Source organism: Lentzea aerocolonigenes (assembly GCF_000974445.1).
In the GTDB taxonomy this organism is placed as follows: domain Bacteria; phylum Actinomycetota; class Actinomycetes; order Mycobacteriales; family Pseudonocardiaceae; genus Lentzea; species Lentzea aerocolonigenes.
This window is the reverse complement of the sequence record NZ_BBOJ01000015.1, coordinates 176,731-201,054: the sequence shown is the minus strand read 5'-3', so window position 1 is coordinate 201,054 and position 24,324 is coordinate 176,731. Positions and strand designations below refer to the sequence as shown.

General features: G+C 70.9%; 30 protein-coding genes. 19 read left to right on the top strand and 11 right to left on the bottom strand.

Features of this window, described 5'->3' with window-relative positions:
* The first annotated feature begins 7 nt into the window (after nucleotides 1-7).
* The 13 genes from AOM45_RS28745 to AOM45_RS28685 all read left to right on the top strand — a co-directional run bounded on the left by AOM45_RS28745 (nucleotide 8) and on the right by AOM45_RS28685 (nucleotide 12,256).
* Nucleotides 8-814: a DUF3097 domain-containing protein gene (locus AOM45_RS28745; protein WP_030466107.1), complete on the top strand. Its 807-nt coding sequence runs from the start codon at nucleotides 8-10 to the stop codon at nucleotides 812-814.
* Between the two features lie 178 nt (nucleotides 815-992).
* Nucleotides 993-1,418, top strand: coding sequence for an NfeD family protein (locus AOM45_RS28740; RefSeq protein WP_030466106.1), 426 nt, complete (start codon nucleotides 993-995; stop codon nucleotides 1,416-1,418).
* 39 nt (nucleotides 1,419-1,457) lie between these two features.
* Nucleotides 1,458-2,645 (top strand): SPFH domain-containing protein, encoded by a 1,188-nt coding sequence (locus AOM45_RS28735; protein ID WP_372497450.1) that lies wholly within the window; start codon nucleotides 1,458-1,460, stop codon nucleotides 2,643-2,645.
* 143 nt (nucleotides 2,646-2,788) lie between these two features.
* Nucleotides 2,789-3,211 (top strand): YciI family protein, encoded by a 423-nt coding sequence (locus tag AOM45_RS28730; RefSeq protein WP_030466104.1) that lies wholly within the window; start codon nucleotides 2,789-2,791, stop codon nucleotides 3,209-3,211.
* Nucleotides 3,212-3,224: 13 nt separating this feature from the next.
* The gene (locus tag AOM45_RS28725) at nucleotides 3,225-4,523 is read left to right on the top strand and encodes an RNA polymerase sigma factor (protein ID WP_030466103.1); all 1,299 of its coding nucleotides are present in this window, start codon (nucleotides 3,225-3,227) and stop codon (nucleotides 4,521-4,523) included.
* Nucleotides 4,524-4,527: 4 nt separating this feature from the next.
* Complete coding sequence (locus AOM45_RS28720; protein WP_051782906.1) at nucleotides 4,528-5,592, top strand: sensor histidine kinase; 1,065 nt, start codon at nucleotides 4,528-4,530, stop codon at nucleotides 5,590-5,592.
* Nucleotides 5,589-6,239: a response regulator gene (locus tag AOM45_RS28715; protein WP_030466101.1), complete on the top strand. Its 651-nt coding sequence runs from the start codon at nucleotides 5,589-5,591 to the stop codon at nucleotides 6,237-6,239. The genes AOM45_RS28720 and AOM45_RS28715 overlap by 4 nt, the downstream gene beginning before the upstream one ends.
* Before the next feature lie 111 nt (nucleotides 6,240-6,350).
* Nucleotides 6,351-7,274 (top strand): hypothetical protein, encoded by a 924-nt coding sequence (locus AOM45_RS28710; protein WP_051782905.1) that lies wholly within the window; start codon nucleotides 6,351-6,353, stop codon nucleotides 7,272-7,274.
* Nucleotides 7,271-8,326 (top strand): hypothetical protein, encoded by a 1,056-nt coding sequence (locus tag AOM45_RS28705; protein WP_156093644.1) that lies wholly within the window; start codon nucleotides 7,271-7,273, stop codon nucleotides 8,324-8,326. Before AOM45_RS28710 ends, AOM45_RS28705 begins: the two co-directional genes overlap by 4 nt.
* On the top strand, nucleotides 8,323-9,366 hold the full coding sequence (locus AOM45_RS28700; protein ID WP_030466098.1) for a cache domain-containing protein: 1,044 nt from the start codon (nucleotides 8,323-8,325) through the stop codon (nucleotides 9,364-9,366). The genes AOM45_RS28705 and AOM45_RS28700 overlap by 4 nt, the downstream gene beginning before the upstream one ends.
* Before the next feature lies 1 nt (nucleotide 9,367).
* Nucleotides 9,368-10,549 carry a poly-gamma-glutamate synthase PgsB gene (gene pgsB / locus AOM45_RS28695; RefSeq protein WP_051782904.1) on the top strand — a complete coding sequence of 394 codons (1,182 nt, stop codon included), beginning with the start codon at nucleotides 9,368-9,370 and terminating at the stop codon, nucleotides 10,547-10,549.
* On the top strand, nucleotides 10,543-11,025 hold the full coding sequence (locus tag AOM45_RS28690; RefSeq protein ID WP_030466096.1) for a poly-gamma-glutamate biosynthesis protein PgsC/CapC: 483 nt from the start codon (nucleotides 10,543-10,545) through the stop codon (nucleotides 11,023-11,025). Before pgsB ends, AOM45_RS28690 begins: the two co-directional genes overlap by 7 nt.
* A 154-nt stretch (nucleotides 11,026-11,179) precedes the next feature.
* Complete coding sequence (locus AOM45_RS28685; protein ID WP_051782903.1) at nucleotides 11,180-12,256, top strand: hypothetical protein; 1,077 nt, start codon at nucleotides 11,180-11,182, stop codon at nucleotides 12,254-12,256.
* A 36-nt stretch (nucleotides 12,257-12,292) separates the two neighbouring features.
* On the opposite strand, the gene AOM45_RS28680 is transcribed toward AOM45_RS28685, so the two are convergent.
* Nucleotides 12,293-13,717, bottom strand: coding sequence for an amidase (locus AOM45_RS28680; protein WP_030466094.1), 1,425 nt, complete (start codon nucleotides 13,715-13,717; stop codon nucleotides 12,293-12,295).
* A 50-nt stretch (nucleotides 13,718-13,767) separates the two neighbouring features.
* On the opposite strand from AOM45_RS28680, the gene AOM45_RS28675 reads away from it, so the two are divergent.
* The gene (locus AOM45_RS28675; RefSeq protein WP_201780082.1) at nucleotides 13,768-14,274 is read left to right on the top strand and encodes an NlpC/P60 family protein; all 507 of its coding nucleotides are present in this window, start codon (nucleotides 13,768-13,770) and stop codon (nucleotides 14,272-14,274) included.
* Here AOM45_RS28675 and AOM45_RS28670 read toward each other — a convergent pair.
* The gene (locus AOM45_RS28670; protein ID WP_030466092.1) at nucleotides 14,264-14,770 is read right to left on the bottom strand and encodes a CGNR zinc finger domain-containing protein; all 507 of its coding nucleotides are present in this window, start codon (nucleotides 14,768-14,770) and stop codon (nucleotides 14,264-14,266) included. The genes AOM45_RS28675 and AOM45_RS28670 overlap by 11 nt on opposite strands.
* A 25-nt stretch (nucleotides 14,771-14,795) precedes the next feature.
* Between AOM45_RS28670 and AOM45_RS51915 the strand changes: the two genes are divergently transcribed.
* Nucleotides 14,796-15,002 carry a hypothetical protein gene (locus AOM45_RS51915; protein ID WP_035909365.1) on the top strand — a complete coding sequence of 69 codons (207 nt, stop codon included), beginning with the start codon at nucleotides 14,796-14,798 and terminating at the stop codon, nucleotides 15,000-15,002.
* Nucleotides 14,989-15,606 (top strand): TetR/AcrR family transcriptional regulator, encoded by a 618-nt coding sequence (locus AOM45_RS28660; protein ID WP_236703862.1) that lies wholly within the window; start codon nucleotides 14,989-14,991, stop codon nucleotides 15,604-15,606. The genes AOM45_RS51915 and AOM45_RS28660 overlap by 14 nt, the downstream gene beginning before the upstream one ends.
* Here AOM45_RS28660 and AOM45_RS28655 read toward each other — a convergent pair.
* The 5 genes from AOM45_RS28655 to AOM45_RS52480 form a co-directional block, all read right to left on the bottom strand.
* Nucleotides 15,557-16,222, bottom strand: a complete 666-nt coding sequence (locus AOM45_RS28655; RefSeq protein ID WP_030466090.1) for a hypothetical protein — start codon at nucleotides 16,220-16,222, stop codon at nucleotides 15,557-15,559. The genes AOM45_RS28660 and AOM45_RS28655 overlap by 50 nt on opposite strands.
* 13 nt (nucleotides 16,223-16,235) lie before the next feature.
* On the bottom strand, nucleotides 16,236-16,769 hold the full coding sequence (locus AOM45_RS28650) for an AAA family ATPase (protein WP_030466089.1): 534 nt from the start codon (nucleotides 16,767-16,769) through the stop codon (nucleotides 16,236-16,238).
* 10 nt (nucleotides 16,770-16,779) lie between these two features.
* Nucleotides 16,780-17,643 carry a ferredoxin family protein gene (locus tag AOM45_RS28645; RefSeq protein ID WP_030466088.1) on the bottom strand — a complete coding sequence of 288 codons (864 nt, stop codon included), beginning with the start codon at nucleotides 17,641-17,643 and terminating at the stop codon, nucleotides 16,780-16,782.
* A gap of 98 nt (nucleotides 17,644-17,741) precedes the next feature.
* On the bottom strand, nucleotides 17,742-18,065 hold the full coding sequence (locus AOM45_RS52485) for a hypothetical protein (RefSeq protein WP_035909362.1): 324 nt from the start codon (nucleotides 18,063-18,065) through the stop codon (nucleotides 17,742-17,744).
* Nucleotides 18,062-18,649: a PadR family transcriptional regulator gene (locus AOM45_RS52480; RefSeq protein ID WP_051782901.1), complete on the bottom strand. Its 588-nt coding sequence runs from the start codon at nucleotides 18,647-18,649 to the stop codon at nucleotides 18,062-18,064. Before AOM45_RS52480 ends, AOM45_RS52485 begins: the two co-directional genes overlap by 4 nt.
* Nucleotides 18,650-18,698: 49 nt before the next feature.
* Here AOM45_RS52480 and AOM45_RS28630 point away from each other — a divergent pair, with 49 nt between their 5' ends.
* The gene (locus AOM45_RS28630; protein ID WP_030466085.1) at nucleotides 18,699-19,397 is read left to right on the top strand and encodes an SDR family oxidoreductase; all 699 of its coding nucleotides are present in this window, start codon (nucleotides 18,699-18,701) and stop codon (nucleotides 19,395-19,397) included.
* Nucleotides 19,398-19,465: 68 nt separating this feature from the next.
* Complete coding sequence (locus AOM45_RS28625) at nucleotides 19,466-20,095, top strand: class I SAM-dependent methyltransferase (protein WP_030466084.1); 630 nt, start codon at nucleotides 19,466-19,468, stop codon at nucleotides 20,093-20,095.
* A gap of 10 nt (nucleotides 20,096-20,105) precedes the next feature.
* On the opposite strand, the gene AOM45_RS28620 is transcribed toward AOM45_RS28625, so the two are convergent.
* Genes AOM45_RS28620 through AOM45_RS28605 form a run of 4 tightly spaced genes read right to left on the bottom strand, consistent with a single transcriptional unit; the run spans nucleotide 20,106 to nucleotide 23,298 of the window.
* Nucleotides 20,106-20,468 (bottom strand): VOC family protein, encoded by a 363-nt coding sequence (locus tag AOM45_RS28620; RefSeq protein WP_030466083.1) that lies wholly within the window; start codon nucleotides 20,466-20,468, stop codon nucleotides 20,106-20,108.
* A 12-nt stretch (nucleotides 20,469-20,480) separates the two neighbouring features.
* Nucleotides 20,481-21,407 carry an isopenicillin N synthase family dioxygenase gene (locus AOM45_RS28615; RefSeq protein ID WP_030466082.1) on the bottom strand — a complete coding sequence of 309 codons (927 nt, stop codon included), beginning with the start codon at nucleotides 21,405-21,407 and terminating at the stop codon, nucleotides 20,481-20,483.
* Nucleotides 21,408-21,448: 41 nt separating this feature from the next.
* A complete protein-coding gene (locus AOM45_RS28610; RefSeq protein ID WP_030466081.1) occupies nucleotides 21,449-22,198 on the bottom strand; it encodes a ZIP family metal transporter in 750 nt (249 codons plus the stop codon).
* A 14-nt stretch (nucleotides 22,199-22,212) separates the two neighbouring features.
* Nucleotides 22,213-23,298: an epoxide hydrolase family protein gene (locus AOM45_RS28605; RefSeq protein WP_236703861.1), complete on the bottom strand. Its 1,086-nt coding sequence runs from the start codon at nucleotides 23,296-23,298 to the stop codon at nucleotides 22,213-22,215.
* Nucleotides 23,299-23,350: 52 nt separating this feature from the next.
* Here AOM45_RS28605 and AOM45_RS28600 point away from each other — a divergent pair, with 52 nt between their 5' ends.
* A complete protein-coding gene (locus AOM45_RS28600; protein WP_030466079.1) occupies nucleotides 23,351-24,295 on the top strand; it encodes a helix-turn-helix transcriptional regulator in 945 nt (314 codons plus the stop codon).
* Nucleotides 24,296-24,324: the final 29 nt, after the last annotated feature.

Here is a 24,324-nt window from a genome sequence, read left to right as displayed (position 1 = left end):
TGCCACCGTGCGTTCTCACGACTACGGCCGCGACGTCCTCTCCACGCCCAAGCGCAAGAAGGTCCCCGAGATCCCCGCCGAGCCCGGTCTCGTCGTCGAGGACCCCGCCAGCGGCTTCTGCGGTGCCGTCGTGAAGTTCGAACACGGCCAGGTCGTCCTGGAGGACCGCCACGGCCGCCACCGCCTGTTCCCGCTCAACCCCGCCGGCTTCCTCGTCGACGGAAAACCCGTCACCCTCGTCAAACCGATGCCGCAGCCCCAGAAACCCCGCATCAGCGCCTCGGGTTCGGTCCGCGTCGAGGGCCTGCGCGCCCGCACCGCCAAGGCCAGCCGCATCTGGGTCGAGGGCAAGCACGACGCCGAGCTCGTCGAACGGGTCTGGGGCCACGACCTGCGCGTCGAGGGCATCGTCGTCGAACCCCTCGACGGCGTCGACGAGCTGCCGCAGCGCATCGCCGAGTTCGGCACCGCACCCCACCGCCGCCTCGGCGTCCTGGTCGACCACCTCGTCGCCGGATCCAAGGAACAGCGCATCGTCGACCAGGTCCGCGACGACAACGTCCTGGTCACCGGCCACCCGTACGTCGACATCTGGCAGGCCGTCAAACCTCAGGCCGTCAAGATCGAGGCCTGGCCGGTCGTCCCGCGAGGCGTGCCGTGGAAGGAAGGCGTCTGCGCGGCGCTGGGCTGGGGTGAGACGTGGGAAGGGTGGCAGCGCGTCCTCGGCGCCGTCGGCAGCTACCGCGACATCGAGTCCGACCTGCTCGGCGCCGTCGAGCGGCTGATCGACTTCGTCACCGTGCCCCAGGACTGACACACGGGCGGCGGGCGGTGATCCACCCGCCGCACTCCTCACTCCGCCGGCACCGTTCGCCCCGCACGAACGGCCGCGGACGGTTCCGACACCGCCGGTTGATCGATTTCGTTACGGTCGAGGGCCCAGCACGGTGAATCTCGGCGCCGCGCACCCCCGGTTGGTGTATGTATGGGCCATGGCCGCGCTGATCTGGCTGATCGTCGGGATACTGCTCGTCGTCGCCGAGGTTCTCTCCGGTGACTTCGTGCTGGTCATGCTCGGCGCCGCGGCGCTGGCCGCGGCAGGCGTGTCCGCTCTGGGTGCCGCCGACCTGGTGAGCGTGCTCGTCTTCGCGGCCTCGTCGGTCGGCCTGATCGTCGGGGCCAGGCCGTTCGTGAAGAAGCGGCTGCAGCTCGGGTCGGGGATCAAGATGCACCACGAGGCACTGCTCGGCGCCAAGGCCGTCGCGGTGTCGCGAGTGGACGAGCACGGCGGACAGGTCAAGATCGGCGGCGACACCTGGAGCGCCCGCACCCTCGACGGGTCCGTGGTCGAAGAAGGCGAAGCCGTCACCGTTGTCGAGATCTCGGGTGCGACCGCCGTGGTCATAGCGGCTGTGTGACCCAGAAGGATGTGAACCGAGTTGGACCCGATCACCGCTGTGGTCGTGGCCGTCATTGCGATCTTCGTGCTGACCATCGCCGTCAAGTCGGTGCTGGTCATCCCGCAGGCGCAGGCCGCCGTCATCGAACGCCTCGGCCGCTTCCGCACCACCGCGGCACCCGGCCTGAACATCATCGTGCCGTTCATCGACAAGGTGCGCGCCCGCATCGACCTGCGCGAGCAGGTCGTGTCGTTCCCGCCGCAGCCGGTGATCACCCAGGACAACCTCACGGTCTCGATCGACACGGTCGTGTACTTCCAGGTCACCGACCCGCGCAGCGCGGTGTACGAGATCTCCAACTACATCGTCGGTGTCGAGCAGCTCACGATCACGACGCTGCGCAACCTCGTCGGTGGCATGAGCCTGGAGGAGACCCTCACCTCCCGCGACCACATCAACGGCCAGCTGCGCGGTGTGCTCGACGAGGCCACCGGCCGCTGGGGCCTGCGCGTCGCGCGCGTCGAGCTCAAGTCCATCGACCCTCCACCGTCCATTCAGGACTCGATGGAGAAGCAGATGCGGGCCGACCGCGAGAAGCGCGCCATGATCCTCACCGCCGAGGGCCAGCGCGAGTCGTCCATCAAGACCGCGGAGGGGCAGAAGCAGTCGCAGATCCTCGCCGCCGAGGGCGCCAAGCAGGCCGCGATCCTGTCGGCCGAGGCCGAGCGGCAGTCGCAGATCCTGCGGGCGCAGGGTGAACGTGCCGCCCGCTACCTGCAGGCGCAGGGTCAGGCCAAGGCCATCGAGAAGGTCTTCGGCGCGATCAAGGACGGCAAGCCGACCCCGGAGGTGCTGGCCTACCAGTACCTGCAGACGCTGCCGCAGATGGCGCAGGGCGACGCGAACAAGGTCTGGATGATCCCGTCCGACTACGGCAAGGCCCTGGAAGGGTTCGCCCGCATGCTCGGCGCTCCCGGTGACGACGGTGTGTTCCGCTACGAGCCGCCGGCCGACAACGCCGAGCGGCCGCGGCCCGAGGACGACGACGAGTCGGTCGCCGACTGGTTCGACACCGCGCCGGATCCGAAGGTCGCCGAGGCCGTCGCCGCCGCGGAGGCCGTGGCCCGCAAGGAGGTGCCCGGCCCGCTGAGCACCCCGCCCCGGTCGGTCGCCGCGGCGGCACCGATCCCGGAGCTGGAGGCGGAGCAGCCGCGTTCCCTGCACCAGCCCGACGAACAACTCTGACCAGCACCTTTGAGCGGCCCATCCCGAACGGGGTGGGCCGCTCAAGATTTTTCCGGGTTCGTGTCGATCGAACGGTGTGCCCGTTCGACCTGGGCGTGAAAGGGTCCACAACGGACCCGTACGAACCACTGGGAGAGACCGACATGAAGTTCATGCTGATCTGGCGCGTGACCTCCGACGAGGCCTGGGCCAACGTCGGCGAGATCGACTTCGACACGATGCTCGAGACCGTCGGCAAGTTCAACGAGGAGCTGATCGAGGCCGGCGTCCTGATCGCCGCCGAGGGCCTCGCGCCCGCCGAGGAAGGCGTCGTCGTCGACTACTCCAGCGAACCGCCCGTCGTCACCGACGGCCCGTACGGGGAGACCAAGGAGCTGTTCAACGGCTTCTACCTGATCAACGTCCCCACCATCCAGGACGCGGTCGAGTGGGCCAAGCGCATCCCGATGACCGGCCCCGGGTTCAAGACCGAGGTCCGCCGCGTCCCCACGATCGACGAGTTCCCGCAGGACAACGAGTGGATCAAGAAGGAACGGGCCTGGCGCGAGTCCACCGGCCAGCTCTGATCTCATAGGCCCCATGAGCAGCAGTGACCCGACGGGACGCAAGGCCGTCGCAGCGGTGTGGCGCATCGACTCCGCGAGGATCATCGGTGCGCTGACCCGCTACACCGGCGACTTCGCGCTGGCCGAGGACCTCGCCCAGGAAGCACTGGCCGAGGCGCTGGTGACCTGGCCGCGCGAGGGCGTGCCGAACAACCCGGCCGGGTGGCTGCTCACGGTCGGGCGGCGCCGCGCGATCGACGCGTTCCGCCGCCGCAGCGCCCGCGACGAGAAGTACGCCGCCCTCGCGCACCACCTGCCGGAGGGCGGCGCTCTCACCGGCGCCACCGAACCGGGGCCCGCGCCCGACGACGTGCTGTGGGACCCGGACCAGATCGACGACGACACGCTCGCGCTGATGTTCACCTCGTGCCACCCGGTGCTCTCGCGCGAGGCGGGGGTGGCGCTGACGTTGCGCGTGATCGGCGGTCTGACCAGCGACGAGATCGCGCGGGCGTTCCTGGTGCCGACCGCGACCGTGCAGGCCCGCATCACCCGCGCAAAGAAGACCCTGGGCGCGGCGAACGTGCCGTTCGAGGTCCCGCCGGTCGCCGAACGCCCGGCCCGGCTCGCGCAGGTCCTCAGCGTCGTCTACCTGATCTTCACCGAGGGTTCCTCCGCCAGCTCCGGTGACGAGGTGATGCGCCTGGACCTGGCCGGTGAGGCGCAGCGGCTCGCTCGGATCCTCTCGCGGCTCATGCCCGAGGAGCCCGAGGTCCACAGCCTGCTCGCCCTGCTGGAGCTGACCGCCGCGCGTTTCCCGGCCCGCCGCGGGCCCGACGGCGAGACGATCCTGCTGGAGGACCAGGACCGGCGCCGCTGGGACCGTTCCGCCATCGCCCGCGGTCGCGCCGCGCTCGCCAGGGCCACCGACGCCGGTCGCGGCTACGGCTACTACGGGCTGCAGGCCGCGATCGCCGAGTGCCACGCGCTGGCCGCGTCGGTCGAGGACACCAACTGGGACCGGATCGTCGTGCTCTACGACGGCCTCGGCCGCCTGGCCCCGTCCCCGGTGGTCGACCTCAACCGCGCGGTCGCGGTCTCGATGGCGAAAGGACCGGCCGAGGCGCTGCCGATCGTCGACGAACTCGCCGCGGGCGAGGCGTTCAAGGACTCGCACCAGCTTCCCGGCGTGCGCGGCGAACTGCTGCGGCGGCTCGGCCGGCTCGACGAGGCGCGGGCGGAGTTCGAGACCGCGGTGCGGCTGTGCGGCAACGAGCGTGAACGCGCCGTGCTGACCCGCAAACTCGACGCTCTGGTGACTCCAGGAAACTGAACGTGTGCGTTTCGAGGTGTGCCGGACGGGTTCCGGCGGGCGAAAACGGGAACTGCTGACCGACGTCGCGGCCGTCGTGGTGTGCGGTGGCATCGACCTCATCTCGGCGGACGGGTTCGACGAGGCGGCCTGGGTGATCGGTGCCGCCGGCCTGCTCTCGGTGCGCAGGAAGTTCCCCGCGGCCGCGGCGGTGCTGGTCGCCTCGATCGGCTTCCTCACGCCCGGCCAGCTCTTCGCGGTGCTGTTCTGCGCCCTGTACACCGTCGGCACCCACGCCCGTGTCGGCGCCGGTTCGCTCGCGGTCGTCGTGGCGCTGGCGGGACTCACGGTCCCGCTGCCGGATGACGACGAGCTGGTCAACCTCACCTTCCTCGCGTCGGAGGTGGTGTTGCAGATCGTGCTTCCGCTCGCGTTCGGTCTGTACATCCGCCGTTACCGGCAGATGGTGGTGATGCAGCGGGATCAGGCCGTGGCGCGGGAACGCGACCGGATCGCCTGCGAGATGCACGACGTGCTCGGCCACAAGCTGAGTCTCATCGCGCTGCACGCGGGAAAGCTCGAGCTCACCGGCACCGCGGACACCGAGACCGCGCGGCTGCTCGGCGGGACCAGCCGCGCCGCCATGCGCGACCTGCGTCAGATCATCGGCGTGCTGGACGCGGAACCGGTGACGGTGGCCGACCTCGTCGAGAGCTCCCGCCGCGCGGGCGTGCGGGTCGAGTCGAGGCTGTCGGACGACCTGCGCACCCTCCCGCCGCGGCGGGCCGACGCGGTGCGGCGCGTGGTGCAGGAGGCGTTGACCAACGTGCACAAGCACGCCGGAGCGGTCGACGTCGTCGTCGAGTTCGAGATCGTGCGGGGCAGGCCGCGGCTGACGGTCCGCAACAGCCCACCGGCACAGCCGCCGCGCACCTGCGGCACCGGCTCCGGCCGCGGCCTGGCGACGCTGGCCTCGGACGTCGAGAGCCTCGGCGGCACGATGAGCTGGGGCCCGCGCACCGACGGAGGGTTCGAGGTGACCGCGATCTTCGAGGCGGCGGTCTCCGAGGCGGGCGGAGGCGTCCGATGATCTCCGTTGTCATCGCCGACGACGAGCACCTGGTCCGAGCCGGCATCCGGGGCGTGCTGGAGACCGCGCACGACATCGCGGTCGTCGCGGAGGCCGCCAGCGGGTCCGAGGCGCTGCGACTGGTGCACGAGCACCGGCCCGACGTGCTGCTGATGGACATCCACATGCCCGGCGGTGACGGGCTGGCCGCGGCCGAGATGGTGTGCCGGCACGTGCCGGGCACCGCGGTCGCGATGCTGACCACGTTCACCTACGACCGGTACGTGCAGGGCGCGCTGCACTCGGGGGCCGTCGGGTTCCTGCTCAAGGACATGGAACCGCGTGCGCTCATCGACGCGGTGCGGGCGATCGCGGCCGGCGACGCGGTGCTCGCACCCCAGGTGACCCGGTCGCTGCTCACCACGTTCCGCGACCGGGACCCGCGGCGCGCGAACCGCGCCCGAGCCCGGCTGGCGGAGCTGACCGACCTCGAACGCACGGTCCTGCGGCTGCTGGCACGGGGCCTGTCGAACGCCGAGATCGCCCGCTCCTGCGAGATGAGCGAAGGCTCGGTGAAGGCACACGTCAGCCGGATGCTCGTGAAGCTCGACTGCGGCAACCGCGTGCAACTGGCGGCGGTCGCCTACGACGCGGAGGACGACTACTGACGGGCACCGCCGCCCGGGTGACCAGTGGTGCGGCATCCGGGTGGCCGGTACCGGCTGGACGATAGTTACATCCCCCGGCACCGGTTCCCGCGGCCGTGTCACGTTCGGTTTGTGAACAAACTTCGCTCGACCGCACGGGCGAGCGTGGCGATCGCGGGCGCGATCGTCGTCGCAGGGCTCGTGCTCTACCTGCTCCCGACCGGCACCAGGAAGGACGACACACCAGAGGCCGCCAAGACCGACCTGCTGTCCGAGGTGCAGCAGTTCTCCCAGGGCATGTCCGCCGAGACGGGCTACACGCGGCCGACCCAGGCCGAGCGCACCGCCATCAGCACCGGTGTGCAGCGGGTCCTGGACAACGCGCCGAACGAGGCCAAGGACGTGCTCGCCGCGGTCGGCTACACGATCAGCGAACGCGTCGACACCGCCACGCAACGCAAGTACCACGAGATCTCGGACAACGCCGGGAACCCTCGCGGCTGGGGCCGGGTCGTGATCGACACCTCCGAGAGCACCCGTCTGGGCATCGAGGTGCCGCACCCCAAGGCCGACCAGGACAGCGAGTCCCTCGGGGTCGAGCTGTTCCGCAAGGCCCCCGGCTCGGTGCTGGTGGTCGCCGGGGCACACCGCCGCGCCGCGGAGAACCTGGTGGCCGACATGGCGCACACGACCACCAGCGTCTTCGAGGACCTGCACGAGCTGCTGGTGCGGCGCCGGGTGCCGGTCGTGCAGCTGCACGGGTTCCAGAACGAAACCGCCCCCGACAGCGACGTCGTCGTCTCCGCCGGGCCGCCGCTGAGCAGCCCGCTGGCGGTGCAGACGGCGCAGCGGCTGGAGTCTGCGGGCCTGTCGGTGTGCAAGCCGTGGGTAACCGGATGTCCCGGCCTGGAGGCCACCACCAACGTGCAGGCGCGCTACTCCGACGAGCAGAAGGCCGAGTTCGTCCACGTCGAGGTGTCCAGGGACATCCGCGACAACCCTTCGGCACGGGACCAGGTCGCGTCCGTGCTCGCCGGGAAGAAGGGCGACAGATGAGCCGCACCCGAGTTCCCGGCGTGCTGGCACCCTGGCTCGTCGGGCTGATCCTGTTCTCCCTGCTCGCAGGCGGCGCCACCGCCTACCTGGCCCGTCCGCGCGCGGTCTCCCCGGTGCCCCAGTCGGTGCTCGACGCCCGGAGGGAGAGCACGATGTCGGCCGCGCAGGCCATCACGCGGTCGCTCAACGGCGGTTTGAGCAGCATGGCGGAGGTCGCCACCGTCGTGGACGAGTCGATCCGGCAACGCAACCGGGCACTGCTGATCCCGTTCCGGGCCCGGATCTGGAAGTCGCTCTACGTCCTGGACCAGACCACCAGGACCGTGGTCGCCCAGGTCGGTGAGCCCGCCCAGCCCGCGGTGCTCGGCGAGCCCCTGCCCGAGGAAGCGGGCATGAAGATCGCCCAGGTCGGCACCACCCACCAGATCGTGCAGTACACCCCCGTCGGCAAACCGGCCGACGCGAAGTACCTCCTGGTCGGGCACTACGACCCGAACCGGCTCAGCGACCTGCTCACCGTGGCGGGCGCGGAAGGCACCTGGCTGGTCGACCGGTCCGGCTCGGTGATCGCCGGCGTGGGCACCGGCACGCAGTTGCCGCAGGGCTTCGTCCCACCGGCCACCGACCCCGGCGAGAACGCCGCGGGCAGCGAGGCGCGGCGGACGGGCGACCGGATGGACGTGCTGGCCTGGGCGTCCCTGACCGGACGGGCGCCGTCGAACGGTCTCGGCTGGACCGTGGTGTCGAACAAGCCGGCCACCGACGTCGCCGTGGCCACCGACGACTCCCGGCGTCGCGCCGTCACCGTCGGCCGGGTGCTGACGGCCGTGGTCGTGGTCGTGTTCGCGGCCCTGTTCCTGTTCGTGCAACGGCCGATCCGCAGTCTGCGGAAGGTCAGCGGCGAGCCGGAACCCGCGGTGCCCGGACCCAAGTACGGCGAGGCGGGCCGCGTCGCCCAGACGTTTGCACAGGCGTTCGCCCAGGCCCGCACGACCACAGCCGATCAACGGGCCGATCACCGGGCCGACGAGGAAATGGCGGAGAAGCGATGACCACGCCGGAGCGCCGTCCCCGGCGTTACTTCCCGATCGCGCTCGTCGTCTGGACGCTCGGCGCCACCGCGTTCCTCGGTCTCGGCGCGGTCGTGGCGACCGCTCCGTCGTCGTGGCTGGTGGAGGACATTCCGCAGAGCGTGGTGACAGAACAGCAGACGCGCACGGCCTTGGCCGCCCGTCAGCTGCAACGTGCGCTGGACAGCGGCGCGTCGGACCTCAACGCCGTCGCCGCGGGCATCCGCACGCTCAACGACATCGACACACCGAACCGTCTGCTCACCCAGCTGGTGGCCACCCGGACCCGGTACCGCGGAGCCGCCTACCTCTCCCCGAACGGCACCGTGGTGGCCAAGGCCGGCGAGGACGTCGACGCGGGCGCGATCGCCGCGTCGGACAAACCGGCGCTCGCGGCCGCCGCGCCCCAGGGCGTGTCACCGCGGGTCTTCGTCGCGGTGCCGGTCACCGGTGACCGTGCGGGCCGGATCGTCGCCGAGTTCAAACCGCAGGCGCTGATCTCGCCGCTGGCCCTGGCCGGTCCTGGCAACACGCGACTGCTCAACGCCGACCGGCTGGTGATCGGCGCGACGTCCGGCTTCACCGCGTTCGAACCGCTGAGCAGGCCGGACCTCGACCAGGCCGCCCAGTCCGCGAAAACCGCGGGAGCGGGCGCCGCCCTGCACGACGTCGACGGCCGCCGGCACCTCGTCAGCTGGGCTCCGGTCACCACGGCGGAACAGACCCGGCAGCTCGGCCTCGTCCTGGTCACCGACCGGCCGGAGACGTCGCTGACGCTGCCGCACTCGTCGGAGCGCAACGAGCTGGTGCTGCTCGGCGTGCTCATCGCCAGCCTGACCGTCGTGATCTTCGGCTGGCTCTACGCGGTCGTCATCAGCCCCCTGTGGGCACTGGCCCGCGATGCCCGGCGGATCGCGGGCGGCGACACCGCCTCACCGGTCATCGTCCGCCGCTACGACCACCTCGGCCTGGTCGCGCGAGACCTCGAACGCGTCCGCCGCGGCCTGCTCGGGAGGAGCTGACATGTTCTTCCTGTACACGGTGTACGCCGGAATCCTCGGTGTGCTGCTCGTCGCCGGGATCGTCGAGCAACGCCGGCACCTGCGCAGCCTGCGCAGCATCCCCGACCGGATCCTGGTCAACGGCATCCGGGGCAAGAGCTCGGTCACCCGGCTGTGCGCCGGGGCGTTGCGCGGCGGTGGCCTGACGGTCGTCGCGAAGACCACCGGCACGGCGGCCCGGTTCATCCACCCCGACGCCACCGAGGAGCCGGTGTACCGCAAGTTCGACATCGCCAACGTGGTCGAGCAGATCGGCATCGTCCGCCGCGCCGCGGCGGCCCGGCCGGACGTGCTGGTCATGGAGTGCATGGCGGTCATGCCCGCGCTGCAGGAGGTCAACCAGACCAAGCTCATCCAGTCGACCATCGGCGTGCTGAGCAACGTCCGCGAGGACCACCTGCAGGAGATGGGCCCGACGCTTCCGGACGTGGCACGGTCGCTGTCGCGGTCCATGCCCGTCGGCGGCGTCTGCGTCACGGCCGAACGCGACCTGCTGCACATCCTGCAGGAGGAAGCCGACAAGCGGTCGTGCCGGCTGATCGCCGTCGACCCCGAGGACGTCACCGACGAGGAGATGGACGGGTTCGCCTACCACAGCTTCAAGGAGAACGTCGCCATCTCGCTGGAGGTCGCCCGCCTGGTCGGGGTACCGCGCGACCTGGCGCTGAAGGGCATGTGGCAGGCACCGCCCGATCCCGGCGTGCTCACCGTCGAGTCCTACCGCTTCGGCGAGAAGACGTTGCGGTTCGCCAACGTCTTCGCCGCCAACGATCCGAGGTCCACCGTGATGAACGTGCAACAGCTCATCGAGCGCGGGCAGATCTCCTCCCCGGTCTTCACCCTGATCAACTGCCGGCCCGACCGGGTCGAGCGCAACGGTCAGATGGGGGAGATCGTGCCGGAGCTGCTCACCGACAAGCTCTTCGTGATCGGCCACCCCAGCCGCTCGGCACTGGCCAAGGCGCCCTCGACCTGGCGGGGCGAGGCCTTCGACCTGGGCGGTGCGAACCGGCCGGTCGAGGAGATCCTGAAGGCGATCGCCGACCAGATCGACGGCGAGGCGTCGCTGGTCGCCATCGGCAACATCCACGGCCAGGGCGAGCTGCTGCTGCACCACCTCGAACAGGAGGTGGAACGGTGCTGACCGCGACGTTGACGCCCGAGGTGGCGGTGCTGGCCATCGCCATCGGGCTGGTGTTCTCGCTGGGCTGCTACCTGGTGTCCAACCTGTCGCCGGGCGGGATGATCACCCCGGGCTGGCTCGGCCTGGCCCTGATCACCGACCCGCGCAGGCTGTGGATCATCGCCGGGGTCACCGTCGTGACCTACTTCGGCACCCGGCTGCTGCAAAAGCTGGTGATCCTGTACGGCAAGAGGCTCTTCGCCACGGTGCTGCTGCTCGGTGTGTTCCTGCAGCTGACGATCTTCCTGTTCCTGTCGAACGACAAGCCGTTCCTGTTCTCCCACGGCACGCTGGGCTTCATCGTGCCCGGCCTGATCGCGTACCAGTGCGTGCGGCAGCCGATCAAGGCCACGCTGATCTCGACCAGCGTGGTGACGATGCTGTCCTACGTCGTCCTGCTCACCGGCGTCCTGCTCAACTACCTGCCCCACCGCTAGCTCCACGTTCGGGTGGCACACGCGGGGACCTTTCGTACGGCCAGAGCGAACGAAAGGTCCCCGCGTGCGCAACGGCAACGACGCGGGGTGAACCTTAAATCCGTTAGGGCGACATCTGTGGCACTCGACCGGGTGACGTGGGAATGATGTTGTGATGAACTCGCTGCCCACCACCGTGGCCTCCGCGCTCGCTGAGGCCAACAGCGAGAACACCGACTGGCCGGCGCACTGGCAGTCGCTCACCGCCGTGTCGATCGAGCTGCAGTCGCTGCTGGTCACCGACCCCGGCCCGGAGCTGGTCGGGCTGATCGAGCACATCGTCACCCAGCTGGCCGACGGAGTGGCCGCCAGCCGAAGACACCGGGTCGAACTGGCCGAGCTCGCCCACCGCGTGCTGGCCACCCACGCCCGCGCGTGCGCCGAGACCCGCCCGGACCCGGTCCGCCTCGCCGACTGGCTGCTCGACCTGCAGCTGCACCACCCCGACGCCCCCGACGTCAGCCTGTCCGCGTACGCCGACGCGCTCGACGACGAAGGACTGGCCCACTACCGCGAACGCGCGGTGGAGTTGTTCGAACCGCTGCCGGTCATCGGGTTCGGCGAGACGGGCCGCTACGACCGCGCCCGCTGGGCGTTGCTGCGGGTCATGGAGGAACTCGCCGAGTACACCGAGGACGTCGACCTGCAACTGCTCGTGCTGTCCAAGGACCTGTCCTCGGGCTGGCACTACCTGCAGGTCGCGACCGTGCTGCGCGACAACGGCCGCTCCGAGGAGGCCCTGGAGTGGGTCGAACGCGGCCTGCGCGCCGTCGGCGGCCGGGGCGCGGCACTGCGGCTGATCGACCTCGCGGTGGAGGAACACCTGCGGCGAGGCCACCCCGAACGCGCGGTGCAGGTGTGCCGGGAGGCGTTCTTCGCCCGGCCCAACCTCGACCTGTACCTCAAAATCCGCGCGCTGGTCGTGCACACCGACGAGTGGCCGCCGCTGCGGGCCGACCTGGTCGACCACCTGGTGCGCGACGGCAGCCGCCTGGCCGTCGAGGTCTACCGGCGCATCGTGGAGGTCGAGCTCGCCCGCCGCGGCATCGAGGAGCAGGAACTCGTCGTCGAATGGCTCGAACAACTGCGCGGCCTGCAGCCCGACGCGTTCGCCGACTACCTGGACCACATCAAGTCCCGGCACGTGGCGGACCGTCAACTGCTCGACGAGTTGTCCAAACGAGGGATGTAGGCGTTTCCGGTTCGGATAGTCCGTTCTCGTACTATCCTATTTCGCATGACCGAGGCCGGAGGGGGTCCGGTCCGCCCACGGCCGAGCGCGCTCGAGCTGGGCGGACACCGACAGCAGCGTGCACTCGTCGTGCTGGCGGCCCACCAGCTGCACCGCGAGCGGCAGACCGGTCGACGTGCGGCCGGCGGGTACCGCGGCGGCGGGGTTGCCGACGATGTTCCACAGCGGCAGGAACGTCGTGTAGTGCGCGGCCGCGAGCAGCGCCGACACGACGTTGCGGCCGTCCCACTCGCCGACGCGGATCGGCGCGCGGGTCAGCGCCGGGGTGAGCAGCACGTCGATCGAGGTGAAGATCCGGTTCGCGTACGCGGTGAGGTCCGCGTCGTCCTTGGCCGCCCAGCGCACCGCGGCGCGCGGCAGGCGGCGGCCCAGCTCGCCGACCGCGCGGGTGCGGGACTCGACCAGGTCCGGGAGCTCCATGCCGGTGCGCGCCAGGTAGGCGTTGTGCAGGTAGCGGGCGGCGAACTGGGTGGACGCGGTGACGTCGCGCATCGGCGGATCGAGCCGCACCACGTCGTGGCCGAGATCGGTCAGCAGGGCGGCGGTGTCCTGCACGACGTCGCGGACCTCGTCGGCGAGCGGGATGCCCGGACCCCACGGCCGCAGCGACACCCCGATCCGCAGCCGGCCCGGATCGGTCCGCGCGGCCTCGGTGAAGCTGGTGCGCGGCGGGTGCGCGACGTGCGCGTCACCGGGAACGGCGCCGCGGAGCTGGTCGGCGACCAGCGCCCAGTCCATCACCGTGCGGGTGATCGGCCCGGCCACGACCAGGCCGCCCCACATCTCGCGTTCGGGGGCCAGGGAGATCCGGCCGCGCTGGGGCTTGAGCCCGAACAGGCCCGTCACCGCGGAGGGGATGCGGATCGACCCGGCACCGTCGGTGCCGATCGCGGCCGCCGCCAGTCCCGCCGCCACCGCCGCGGCCGACCCGCCGCTGGAACCGCCGGGGGAGTGCGTCAGCGACCACGGGTTGCGCGTCGGCCCCGCCCAGCCGCTCTCGGTGTAGGGCCACAGCCCCAGCTCGGGCATGCGCGTCCTGCCGATGATCACCGCACCTGCCTCGCGCAGCCGCGCCACGATCGCCGAGTCCGCGGGCTCCGGTGTGCGGGCGGCGTTGGTGCCCTTGGTGGTGGGCAGGCCCTGCAGGGCGATGTCCTCCTTGACCGCGATCGGCACGCCCAGCAGCGGCAGGTCCTCCCCGGCCGCCCTGCGCGCGTCGGCCGCCTCGGCCTCTGCCAGGGCTTTCTCGGCGAACACCAGCCGGAACGCGTTGAGCTGCGGATCGACGCGCTCGATGCGGCCGAGGTGCTCGGCGACCAGCTCGCGCGCGGTCACCTCACCGGACCGCACGGCGTGCGCCTGCCTGGCGACCCCGGCGAAACACAGCTCCGTCAGCTCCATGAACCGACCCTAAGCGCCCACAGGTGATCTACGGAATGGGAGTGCACAGCATGAGAGTCCTCGCGATGGCCACCGCCGTCCTCGTCGCGGTGAGCACGACCCTGGTGTCGACGCTGCCCGCTCACGCCGCGACCATCAGCCGGGCGGACATGATCGCCCGCGCGAAGACGTGGCTGACCGCCGACAACGGCAAGCCCGTGCCCTACAGCCAGACCAGCTACTGGGGTGCGGAGGGCTACCGGCAGGACTGCTCGGGCTACGTCTCGATGGCCGCGAAGATCGGCGCGCCCGGCCAGCGCACCGTCGAGCTGTACGACACCTACTCGACCAGAATCGCCGCCGCCGACATGCGGTGGGGCGACATCGTCGTCGACCCGGTCGGCACCGGCACCACCCGGCACGTCGTGATCTTCGACAAGTGGGCCGACCCGTACAAGAGCGCGTACTGGGCGTACGAGCAGCGCGACGTCTACGGCACGACGTACCGCGTGCTGAAGTACGGCCTGAGCGGCACCGACGGCTACTTCCCGCGCAAGCTCAACAACGTCACGGGCTGAGACTCTGCCGGGTGCGGTGGTTGGCGACGGCCACCCGGTTCGCGCACTTGGTCGAGCAGAACCTGCGGCGGCCGTTGCGGCTGGTGTCGACGAAGACGGTGTCGCAGCCGTCGCGGTCGCACCAGCCGATGCGCCCGGCGTCCTCGCAGAACAACGCCGCCATGCCCGCCGCCGTGTAGGCCTTGACCCGCACGTCGGTGGGCGCGTCCTCGCGCGCGTAGTGCAGGTGCGGCGCGCGTCCGTCGTGGGTGGAGATGTAGTGCGTGGTCGACGACTCGGCCAGCAGCTCGTTGAGCAGCTCCACGGTCGGGTCGCGGAAGACTCTGCGCAGGCGCTCGATCCAGTCTCGTACGTCACGTTCCTGGCGGGCGTCGAGCGACCCGAGGGGCTTGTAGTCCGACGCTTTCAGCACGTCGAGCAGGTGCGCGGTCTCGTCGGCGTTGACCAGGGTCGCGGCGAGCTCGGCGGCCGCCCCGCCGTAAGGGTTGAAATGCACTAGACCATGACATCAGGCTGGGGTCATGATCGCCACCTGCCCCGCCTGCCGCTGGCCCTGCTCCTCCACGATCTCGGCCCACGGTCCCGTGTCCTACGTGCGCTGCGTGTGCGGCCTGTTCCTGGTCGTGGAGCGCGGGGTGGTCACCGCGACCGCCGGGACCAGCACGTTCGCCCCGATTCACCACGGGTGTGGTGATCTTGCTAGTGTCCCGGACCGTGAGCCGTCGTGATCTTCTGTGCGACACCGCGATCCAGATCCTCGCGGTGGAAGGCGGCCGGGGCCTGACCCACCGCGCGATCGACCGCGAGGCCGGCGTCCCCATCGGCACGACGAAGAACTACTTCCCGACCCGCGAGGCGATCCTGACGGCCACCGCGGCCCGCATGACCGCCCTGCACCGCGCCGCCGTGGACCGCCTGCGGGAGACGACACCGGCCGACATCAGCGCCTCCGATGTCGCCGAGCTCTACCCGGCCCTGCTGCGCCGCGCGGTCGCCGACGACCCGACCCAGATGCTCGCGATGGTCGAGCTGTACCTGGAGGCCGTGCGTCGGCCGGGCGTGCGCGAGGCGTTGTCCGGGATGGTGCTCGCCAACGCCGAAGCGGCCGCCGCCCTGCAGCAGGCGGCTGGCCTGCCCTCGACCGTGCGCGACACGGGCCTGCTCGACGCCTACTTCCTGGGCGTGGCGATCTCGCTGCTCGCGCTGCCGCTGGACACGCTGGAGACCGTGGGCCTGGACGACCCGTACGCGCTGGGGATCGGCGTGTTCTCCGCGACCGCGCCTAGTCCGGCCGAGGCGCCAGCAGAACGGCGATCAGCGGAATCCCGGTGAGCACGGTGGTCGCGAAGCCCACGACCGCGAACATCGCGAGCCCGAAGTGAATGGCGCCGTCGCCCTTCGGCGTGGTGGCGAACACCCACGCCGCCACACCCGCGCCACCGGCCCCGGCCAGGGTGATGGCGCCCATCGCGCTGACGAGGGCTGCGCGGCGTTCGCGCTTGGCCTGGTGCTCCAGCGCCTGCGAGCAGTGCTCGAACAACGCGTCGTGGATGGCGAGGCTGTCGTCGGTGTCGAACCCCGAGAAGCTGACCAGCTCGTCGTCGTCGAACCGGACGGCGCACATCAGATCGGTTCCCCGCGTGGTCACGTCGATCGCGCGGACCTGGTCCCACGTCCAGGCCTGCCGCACACCCGCCTTGACGCGGGCCAGCCCGCCTTCGTGCAGCTCGAAGGTCTCCTTGATCCGGGCGTTGCGCAGCATCACCACGGCGGCGGGCACGGAGATCAGCATCGGGTACCCGGCGGCCAGCAGAGCGAGCTCGGCGCCGCCGAAGTCGAGGACGAACGCCAGGACGATCAGCAGAGAGCAGAACAGCGACACGACCAGCGCGACCACGGCGCCGAAGTGACTTCGCGCGACGGGATGCGTGCTCAGCAAGGGACCCATTCGATCAACCTACCTATGGGGTCCGACACTCCCCGAGGATCGCGATCAGGGTTTCGTATGTCTCGTCGACGCTGGTGCCGGCGGTCTGGACGACGGTGGTGTCCGGGGTGAGGTAGGCGGCGAGGTGCTCGTGGATGCGGCGGATCACCGTCGCGCCGCCCAGAGCCTCGACGGCGGGGTCGACGTGGTGGCCGCGGCGGCGGAACCGGTCGATCGTGGTCTCGGGCGGGGCGAGCAGCACGATCTCGACGTAGTCCGCGCCCGCCGACGCGGCGGCCTCGGCGAAGCTCGCGCGCTGGCCGCGGTCGGTGACCAGCTGGGGCATCACCACGTCGTGGCCCGAGGCCAGGTGGGTGGCGGCCATGGTGAGGGCGAGCGGGCGGACGAGTTTCACGGTGCCGCCGAAGTCGTCCTGCCAGCCTCCGACGAGGCGGACGATCTCGTCGGCGTCGAGGTTGAGCGTTTTGGGGTGGTCGGCGGCGTAGCGGGCGGCGAGGGTGGACTTGCCGACGCCGGTGGGGCCGTTGAGGTGGATCAGCCGTGGCACTTGATCAAGGCTAGTGGCCGACCTTCACCAGCTGGTCGATCGCCGTCGCCACCAGCGCGATCGCGATGTCGGGCGACTTGCCGCAGCTGGCCGGCCGCGGCGGCACCGGCTTCTCGGTCAGCGTCACCCGCCACTCCCGGCCGTCGGTGTGCCGCACGGTCGCGGCGTCGTGCGTCTCGGCGACGACGGTGAGCACGTCGCGGGTCTCGCCGATCTGCTGCCGCACGGCGACCTCGGCGACCTGGCCGCGCGGGGTGAAGCAGGAGCGGCCCCGGCAGCGGTCGGCGACGATGCCGTCGGTGAGCACGCGCTGGGCCAACTGGTGGTCGAGCCGCCCGTACAGGTGACCGGTGGGCAGCAGGACACCGGTGGGTGCGAAGCGGTGCCCGCCGGTGTGCGTGCACTCCCACAGGTTCAGCGCGGTGGCGATCGGGCGGCCGTACAGGGCGCAGCACACGTCGCGTTTGCTGTTGGTGCAGATCAGCAGCAACGGGTCGTTCACGGGGGTGCCGAACGCGGTCGAGCGGCCCGCGCCCAGTGCCTCGAAGTCGAGCTCGAGTGCTTCCTCCGGCGCGGCGAGGTCGGCCTGCTCCAGCCAGGACGCGCCGGGCCGCGTGGAGGCCAGGTACACGCGCCGCGTCGCGGGCTGGTGGTCGTCGGCGTGCTTGCCGGGGCGGCGGATCAGCAGGATGCGCACCCCGGTGCCAGCGGCGCGGCGTTGCAGCTCGGCGCCGAGGTCGGGGTCGAGGTGGCTCTCCAGCAGGGCGTCGCGGCCCCAGGGGCCCGGCTGCTCCAGGCACAGCCACGCCGTCGCGGTCGCGGCCGTGCCGGCCAGCGGTTCTCCCGCGAACTCGGAGAGTATCGAGCACCTCATCTGCACACTCTATACGGCCGTTCGGGTGACGGATTAGGTCACCCTTACCTTCAGGGTCCTGAACGGGGTTCACGAAGATCGCCCGCTCAAAACAGGGCTCAGTGTTCGAGTTCGGCGATCCGCTGCCGCAGTGCGGTCTCGAGCCGGGCCCGGTAGCCGATGAACAGCTTGTTCGCGAGGTAGGGAGCCCAGTTGCCCTGCGGGGCGATGTTGTAGACGCGGTGCACGAGCAGCGCGCCCTCGGGATGCGGGTGCAGCGAGTCCTCGCCCCGGTACCACCAGTCGCCCCAGGTGGCGATCACCCCGGCCTCGCGGTCGACGAGCCGGTGCGACCCGGACTCGCCGGCGTCGGCGAACAGGCGCTCGCGGACCTCCTCCAGGGGTGCGCGCACGACGCCGGACACTTCGAACAGCAGTCTCATCGGTGCTTGTCCTCCCAGGCGCTGTACCCGCCGACGGTGCCGTCGCGGGTGGCGGTGGCGAACCAGGTGAGCCAGGCGCGTTCGGCGCGCAGCATCGCCATCCGGTAGTCGAGCTCGATCCACGCCAGCTGCGGCAGGCCCATGCCGGCGAGCCGTTCCAGCAGCACGGCCAGTGCAGTGAGCTGGGCGTCGACCCCGGCGCTGCGTTGCTCGACGGCGGCGAGCGCGTCGTCCGGTGGCATGAGGCCGACCAGGGAGATCCCGGCCTCGAACCGCCGGTACTCCGTGGCGGGCACGGCGATGAGCTCGCGCAGCCAGTCGTGCAGCTCGGTGGTGCCGGGGTCGGTGATGGCGTAGACGGTGCGTTCGGGGCGGTTGCCGGCCTTCTGGGTGGCGCTCGCGGTGATCAGCTCGTGGCGGTGCAGCGACTCGACGACGGTGTAGAGCGAGCCGTAGTTGAGCTTGATGACCTCCTCCTGGTGGCGTTCCCGCATGGTCTGCGCCATCTCGTAGGGGTGCATGGGGCGCTCCGACAGCAGCGCCAGCACCGCCAGTGCCAGGGGGTTCGTGCGCTTGAAAGGCATATCCGCTCCCGAATACTCGGCACCGAATATAGCGGTTAGGGTGGCGGTCATGACAACGGTGATCACCGGGGGAAGCCGGGGCATCGGTGCCGCGACCGCGCGCAGGCTCGTGCGCGACGGGCACCGGGTAGTGATCAGCTATCGCCAGGCCGAGGACGAGGCGCGCCTGCTGGAGAAGGAGCTCGGCGTGCTGGCCGTGCGGGCCGACACGGCGAACGAGGACGACGTGGCGCGCCTGTTCGACGCCGCCGGCGACGACATCACCGGCGTGGTCAACAACGCCGGCATCACCTCACCGTCGGGCCCGCTCGCGGACCTGCGGACCGAGGACCTGCGCCGGGTCGTGGACGTCAACGTCGTCGGCGCGTTCTTCGTGGCCCGGGAGGCGTCACGGCGGATGACGCGCGGCTCGATCGTGAACGTGTCCTCGGGCGCGGCGACGCTGGGCAGTCCGGGGGAGTACGTGCACTACGCGGCGACCAAGGCCGCCGTGGACGCGATGACGATCGGCCTGGCCAAGGAGCTCGCGCCGCGCGGGATCCGGGTGAACTGCGTGCAGCCGGGCACCATCCGCACCGAGATCCACCAGCTCTCGGGTCAGCCGGACCGCCCGGACCGCGTCGCCGGTCGGGTGCCGCTGGGCCGTGCCGGGGAGGTCGACGAGATCGCGAACGCCATCGCGTGGCTGCTGTCGGACGAGGCGTCCTACGCGACTGGGGCGATTCTGCGGGTGACCGGCGGGACGTGACGCCCTCGTGAACGTGCGGACTTTCGCCTCTGAAACGCCCTTGCGCGAGGCCCCTAAGCTTCTCCGTCATGTCCGCGCCCACGCTCACCGAGTTCGTGCTCACCCACACGACACTGACCCCGGTGCCGCTGGTGCCGGAGGTCGTCCTGCACAGCGCGGTCGAGGCGATGGACCTGTGGGAGCTCACCCGCCACGACCAGCCGCCGTTCTGGGCGTTCCCGTGGGCGGGCGGCCAGGCCCTGGCCCGGCACCTGCTCGACCACCCCGGCCTGGTGCGCGACCGGAAGGTCTTCGACCTCGCGTCGGGGTCCGGGCTGGTCGCGATCGCCGCGGCGCTGGCGGGCGCGGACTCGGTGACCGCCAACGACATCGACCCGCTGGCGCTGGCTGCGGTGGAACTCAACGCCGCCGCGAACCACGTCGTGGTCCGCACGCTGGAGGGCGACCAGCTCGACAGCGACGCCCACGGCGCGGACGTGGTGCTCGCTGGTGACGTCTTCTACGACGCGCAGATCACCGCACTGGTGCTGCCGTTCCTGACCAGGGCGGCCGCACGCGGCGCGCTCGTGCTGCTGGGTGACCCGGACCGGGCGCACCTGCCGCGCGACCGGTTCGTCCGCAGGGCCCGCTACGACGTGCCGGTGCCGCTGACGCTGGAGAGCACCGAGACCCGCAGCGCCACGATCTGGCGCGCCTAGTGGCGTGGCGCTAGTTCGTGACCAGGCAGAACGGGTGCCCGGCCGGGTCGGCGTAGACGCGGAACCCGGTGCTCTTCTCCGAGCCCTGCAGCAGTTTCGCGCCCAGGGCGAGCACGAGCGGTTCGGACTCGTCGAGGTCGGTGACCATGACGTCGAGGTGGATCTGCTGCGGGTGCTCCTGGCCCGGCCACTGCGGCGGCGAGTAGTCGTCGACCTGCTGGAACGACACGCGCATGCCTGATGGAGTGCGCATGGTCATCCACTGCGGCGTGGGGTCGACGATCTCGCCGCCGAGCACCTTGACGTAGAACTCCGCGACCACGGCGGGTTCCGGGCAGTCGATCACGACGTCGTACAGATAGCCCACCGCCACAGCGGGGTCCCCCTATCCGATCGAGATGGCCTCGAGCTTGGCCTTCAGGTACTCGCCGCCCACCACCTGCGGGTAGCGGCCGTCGAGCGAGACTATCCGGGCGTCGCTGTCGGTGTTGTAGAAGAAGATGAGCGAGACCAGGTCCTCGTCAGGGGCGGAGGCGTCAGGCGGCAGCACGCGGTGCGGGGTGGAACGCCAGCGGTCCGACACCCAGCGGGCCATCAGGTCGCCGATGTTGACGGTGAAGGCGGCGGGGTCGAACGGCGCGTTCTCCCACACGCCGTCGAGGGTGCGGACCTGCAGGCCGCCGACGCCGTGCTGGCGGTCCAGGATCGTCACGGTGCCGAAGTCGGTGTGCTCGCCGATGCGGAACTGTCCCGGCCCGGCGGGACCGACCTGGCGCAGCGGCGGGTAGTGGTTGACGTTGAGCGTGTAGGAGGACCTGGTGGTGTGCCGGGTGAACAGGTCCTCGGTCTCGCCGAGCGCGACGGCGAAGATCGTGAGCAGCTCGTCGGCCAGCGCCCGCATCCGCCGCACGTACTCCGCCACCGCGGGTTGCAGCCCCGCGACCTCGGCGGGGAAGACGTTGGGGCGGAAGAAGAACGGGTCGTCGCCGGCCGGGTCGTCCGAGCCGAACGCCAGCGTCTCCTTCAGGTCCGGTGGCGCCATCGCCCCGCCGGCGCGTCCGGTCGCCTGCTCGTCGGGCGGCATCCAGCCCCGCCCGCCGGTGCGCACGGCGTAGGGCTGCTTGGCGGTCGTGGGCAGAGCGAAGAACTCGCGGGTCAGCCCCCGCACCCGCTCACGCAGCTCGTCGGGGACGCCGTGCCCGGTGATCAGCAGGAACCCCGACTCCCGCAGCGCTGCGTCCACCCGCGCCGCCACCTCGGCACGCCGCGTGCCGTCGAACCACCCGGACAGATCCACCAGTGGAACACCCATGGCTGCACTCCTACCGCCACCACGCGATCGGCGCCAGCGATCTAGCCCAGCCGTTCCACCACGAACGCGGTGAGGAACCCGGCGGTGGTGCACAACCCGGTGTAGAGGCGGGCGCGTTCGTAGGCCTCGGGGATCATCGTGTCCGCGATCATCGCCAGGATCGCCCCCGCGGCCACAGCCGTGATCACCGCGATGAGCTGCGGCGACGCGGCGTCGAGCAGCACGTTGCCCAGCGCCGCCGACACACCACCGGCCACGGCGATCGCACCCCACACCCCGAACACGTAACCGGCCGAGCGGCCCGCCTGCTTCATGCCCGCGACGCTGGACAGCCCTTCCGGGACGTTGGAGATGATCACCGCCGCCAGCATCGCGACCCCGATCCCGCCGCCGCCCAGCAGCGACACGCCCAGCACGACCGATTCGGGCACGCCGTCGAGCAGCGCACCGACCGCGATGGCCGTGCCGCTGCCCGCCTGGTCCTGTTCGGACGGCTGGTTGCGGCTGCGCTTGCGGTGCCGGGCACCGCGCCGGGCCAGCAGCACGTTCGCCAGCACGTAGATCACCGCGCCGCCGAGGAACCCGGCCGAGGTGGCGAGCAGCCCGCCGTTGCGCTCGGCCTCGTCCATCAGCTCGAACGCCGCGGCCGCGGTCAGCACCCCCGCGCCGAACGCCATCACGACGGCGACCACGTCCCGCGGCACCCGCACGAACCAGGCGACGAGCGCGCCCAGCACGAGCGCACCGCCGCCTGCCAGTCCCCACAGACCCGCTTCCACCCACTGTGACATTGCCTGGGGATGTCCTAGATCTTGGCGAAGTACACCTTGAGATCATCGGCGAGCAGCTCCGGCACCTGGTGCCCGGAGTAGTGACCGCCGCTGCCGAACTCCGACCAGTGAACCAGGTTGTGGTGATCGCGCTCGGCGAAGCGGCGGATGGTCTGGAAGTCGTCGGCGAAGATCGCCACGCCCATCGGGAACGTCGTCGGCTCGGTCGGGGTGTCCTCGCGGTGCGCGTCCTCGAAGTACAGCCGCGCCGAGGACCCCGCGGTGCCGGTGAACCAGTAGATCGCGACGTTCGCGAGCAGGAAGTCCTTGCTCACGGCCGGTTCGCCCATCAGCTGCATCGTCCACGCGAGCTGCCCGGCGGGGGAGTCCGCGAGCGCGAACGCGACGTTCTGCGGCCGCGCCTGCTGCAACTTCGCGTACCCCGACAGGTTCTCCCAGAAGTTCTGCAGCACCCCGAGCCGCCGGAAGTCGTCCTCGGTCAGGCCCTCCATCTCGGCCGGGTCACCCGACGGGAACGAGAAGATCTGCGTCACGTGCACCCCCGCCACGTGCTCGCCGCCCACCCGCCCGACCTCGGGCGCGATGATCGACCCGGCGTCGTTGCCGTGCACCCCGTAACGCCCGTACCCCAGCCGTGCCATCAGCTCCGCGAACGCCCTCGCGATCCGCCCCGAGTGCCAGCCCGTGTCCGTCGTCGGCCCGGAGAACCCGTAACCGGGGATCGAGGGGATCACCAGGTGGAAGTCCTCCCGCAGGTGCTCGATCACGTCCACGAACTCCATGACCGAGCCCGGCCACCCGTGGATCAGCAGCAACGGCAACGCTTCCGGGTTCGTGCTGCGCACGTGCAGGAAGTGCACGTTCGTCCCGTCGATCTCGGTGACGAACTGCGGGAAGGAGTTCAGCCTGCGCTCGACCGCCCGCCAGTCGAAGTCCTGCGCCCAGTACCGTGCCAGCTCCTGGACGTCCGCGACGTCGTCCCCGTACCGCGAGCCCGCCCCCGGAACCTGGTCGGTCCACCGCGTCCGCGCCAACCGGAACTCGAGCTCCTCGACGTCGGCGTCGTCGATGGCGATGTGGAATTCCCTGATCTCCGTCATGACACCGAGGCTATTGGGCATTGCGGCCAGCCTCTGTCCTAAAGTCTGCTCCATGTTGGAAACCTCGGCACGCCTGCTGCGCCTGCTCGCCCTGCTGCAGTCCCGCCGCGACTGGCAAGGCAGCGAACTCGCCGACGAACTGCAGATCAGCCCCCGCACCGTCCGCCGAGACGTCGACCGCCTGCGCGAACTCGGCTACCCCGTCAACGCCACCACCGGCAGCTTCGGCGGCTACCGCCTCGGAGCCGGCGCCGAACTACCCCCGCTCCTGCTCGACGACAACGAAGCCGTCGCCGTGGCAGTCGCCCTGCGCACCAGCCCCGTCACAGGCCTGGAAGAGGTCTCCCTGCGCGCCCTGCTCAAACTCGAACAGGTCCTGCCCTCCCGCCTGCGCCACCGAGTCTCCGCCCTCGAGCACGTGGAACAGGTACCCCGCGACACTCAGGCCCCCGCCATCGACCCGGACCTGCTCTCCACCCTGGCCGCCGTCTGCCGCGACCACGAAACCATCCGCTTCGACTACAACGCCCACGACGGCACCCCCTCCCGCCGCCGAGCCGAACCCCACCGCCTCGTCAACTGGGGCCGCCGCTGGTACCTCGTCGCCTGGGACGCCGACAAACAGGACTGGCGCAGCTTCCGAGTCGACCGCATCACCCCACCCACGCCACCCCACGGCCCCCGCTTCACCCCACGAGACTTCGACGCCACCTCCTACGTCGCCTCACGCGTCTCGTCCGCAGCCTGGCGCTTCCAAGCCCGAGTCCACGTCCACGCCCCAGCCGACGCCGTCGCCGCCCGCATCAACGCCGCCGTCGGCACAGTCGAAGCCGTCGACGAGACCTCCTGCGTGCTCGTGACAGGCGCCGACTCCGTCGAAACCCTCGCCGTGTGGATCGGCATGCTCGGCTTCGACTTCGAAGTCACCTCACCCCCGGAACTCGTGGCACACGTTCGCTCTCTTGCGGCCCGCTACGCCCGCGCCGTACAAGACTGACCATGGCCATCACCGGACGGGACATCGAG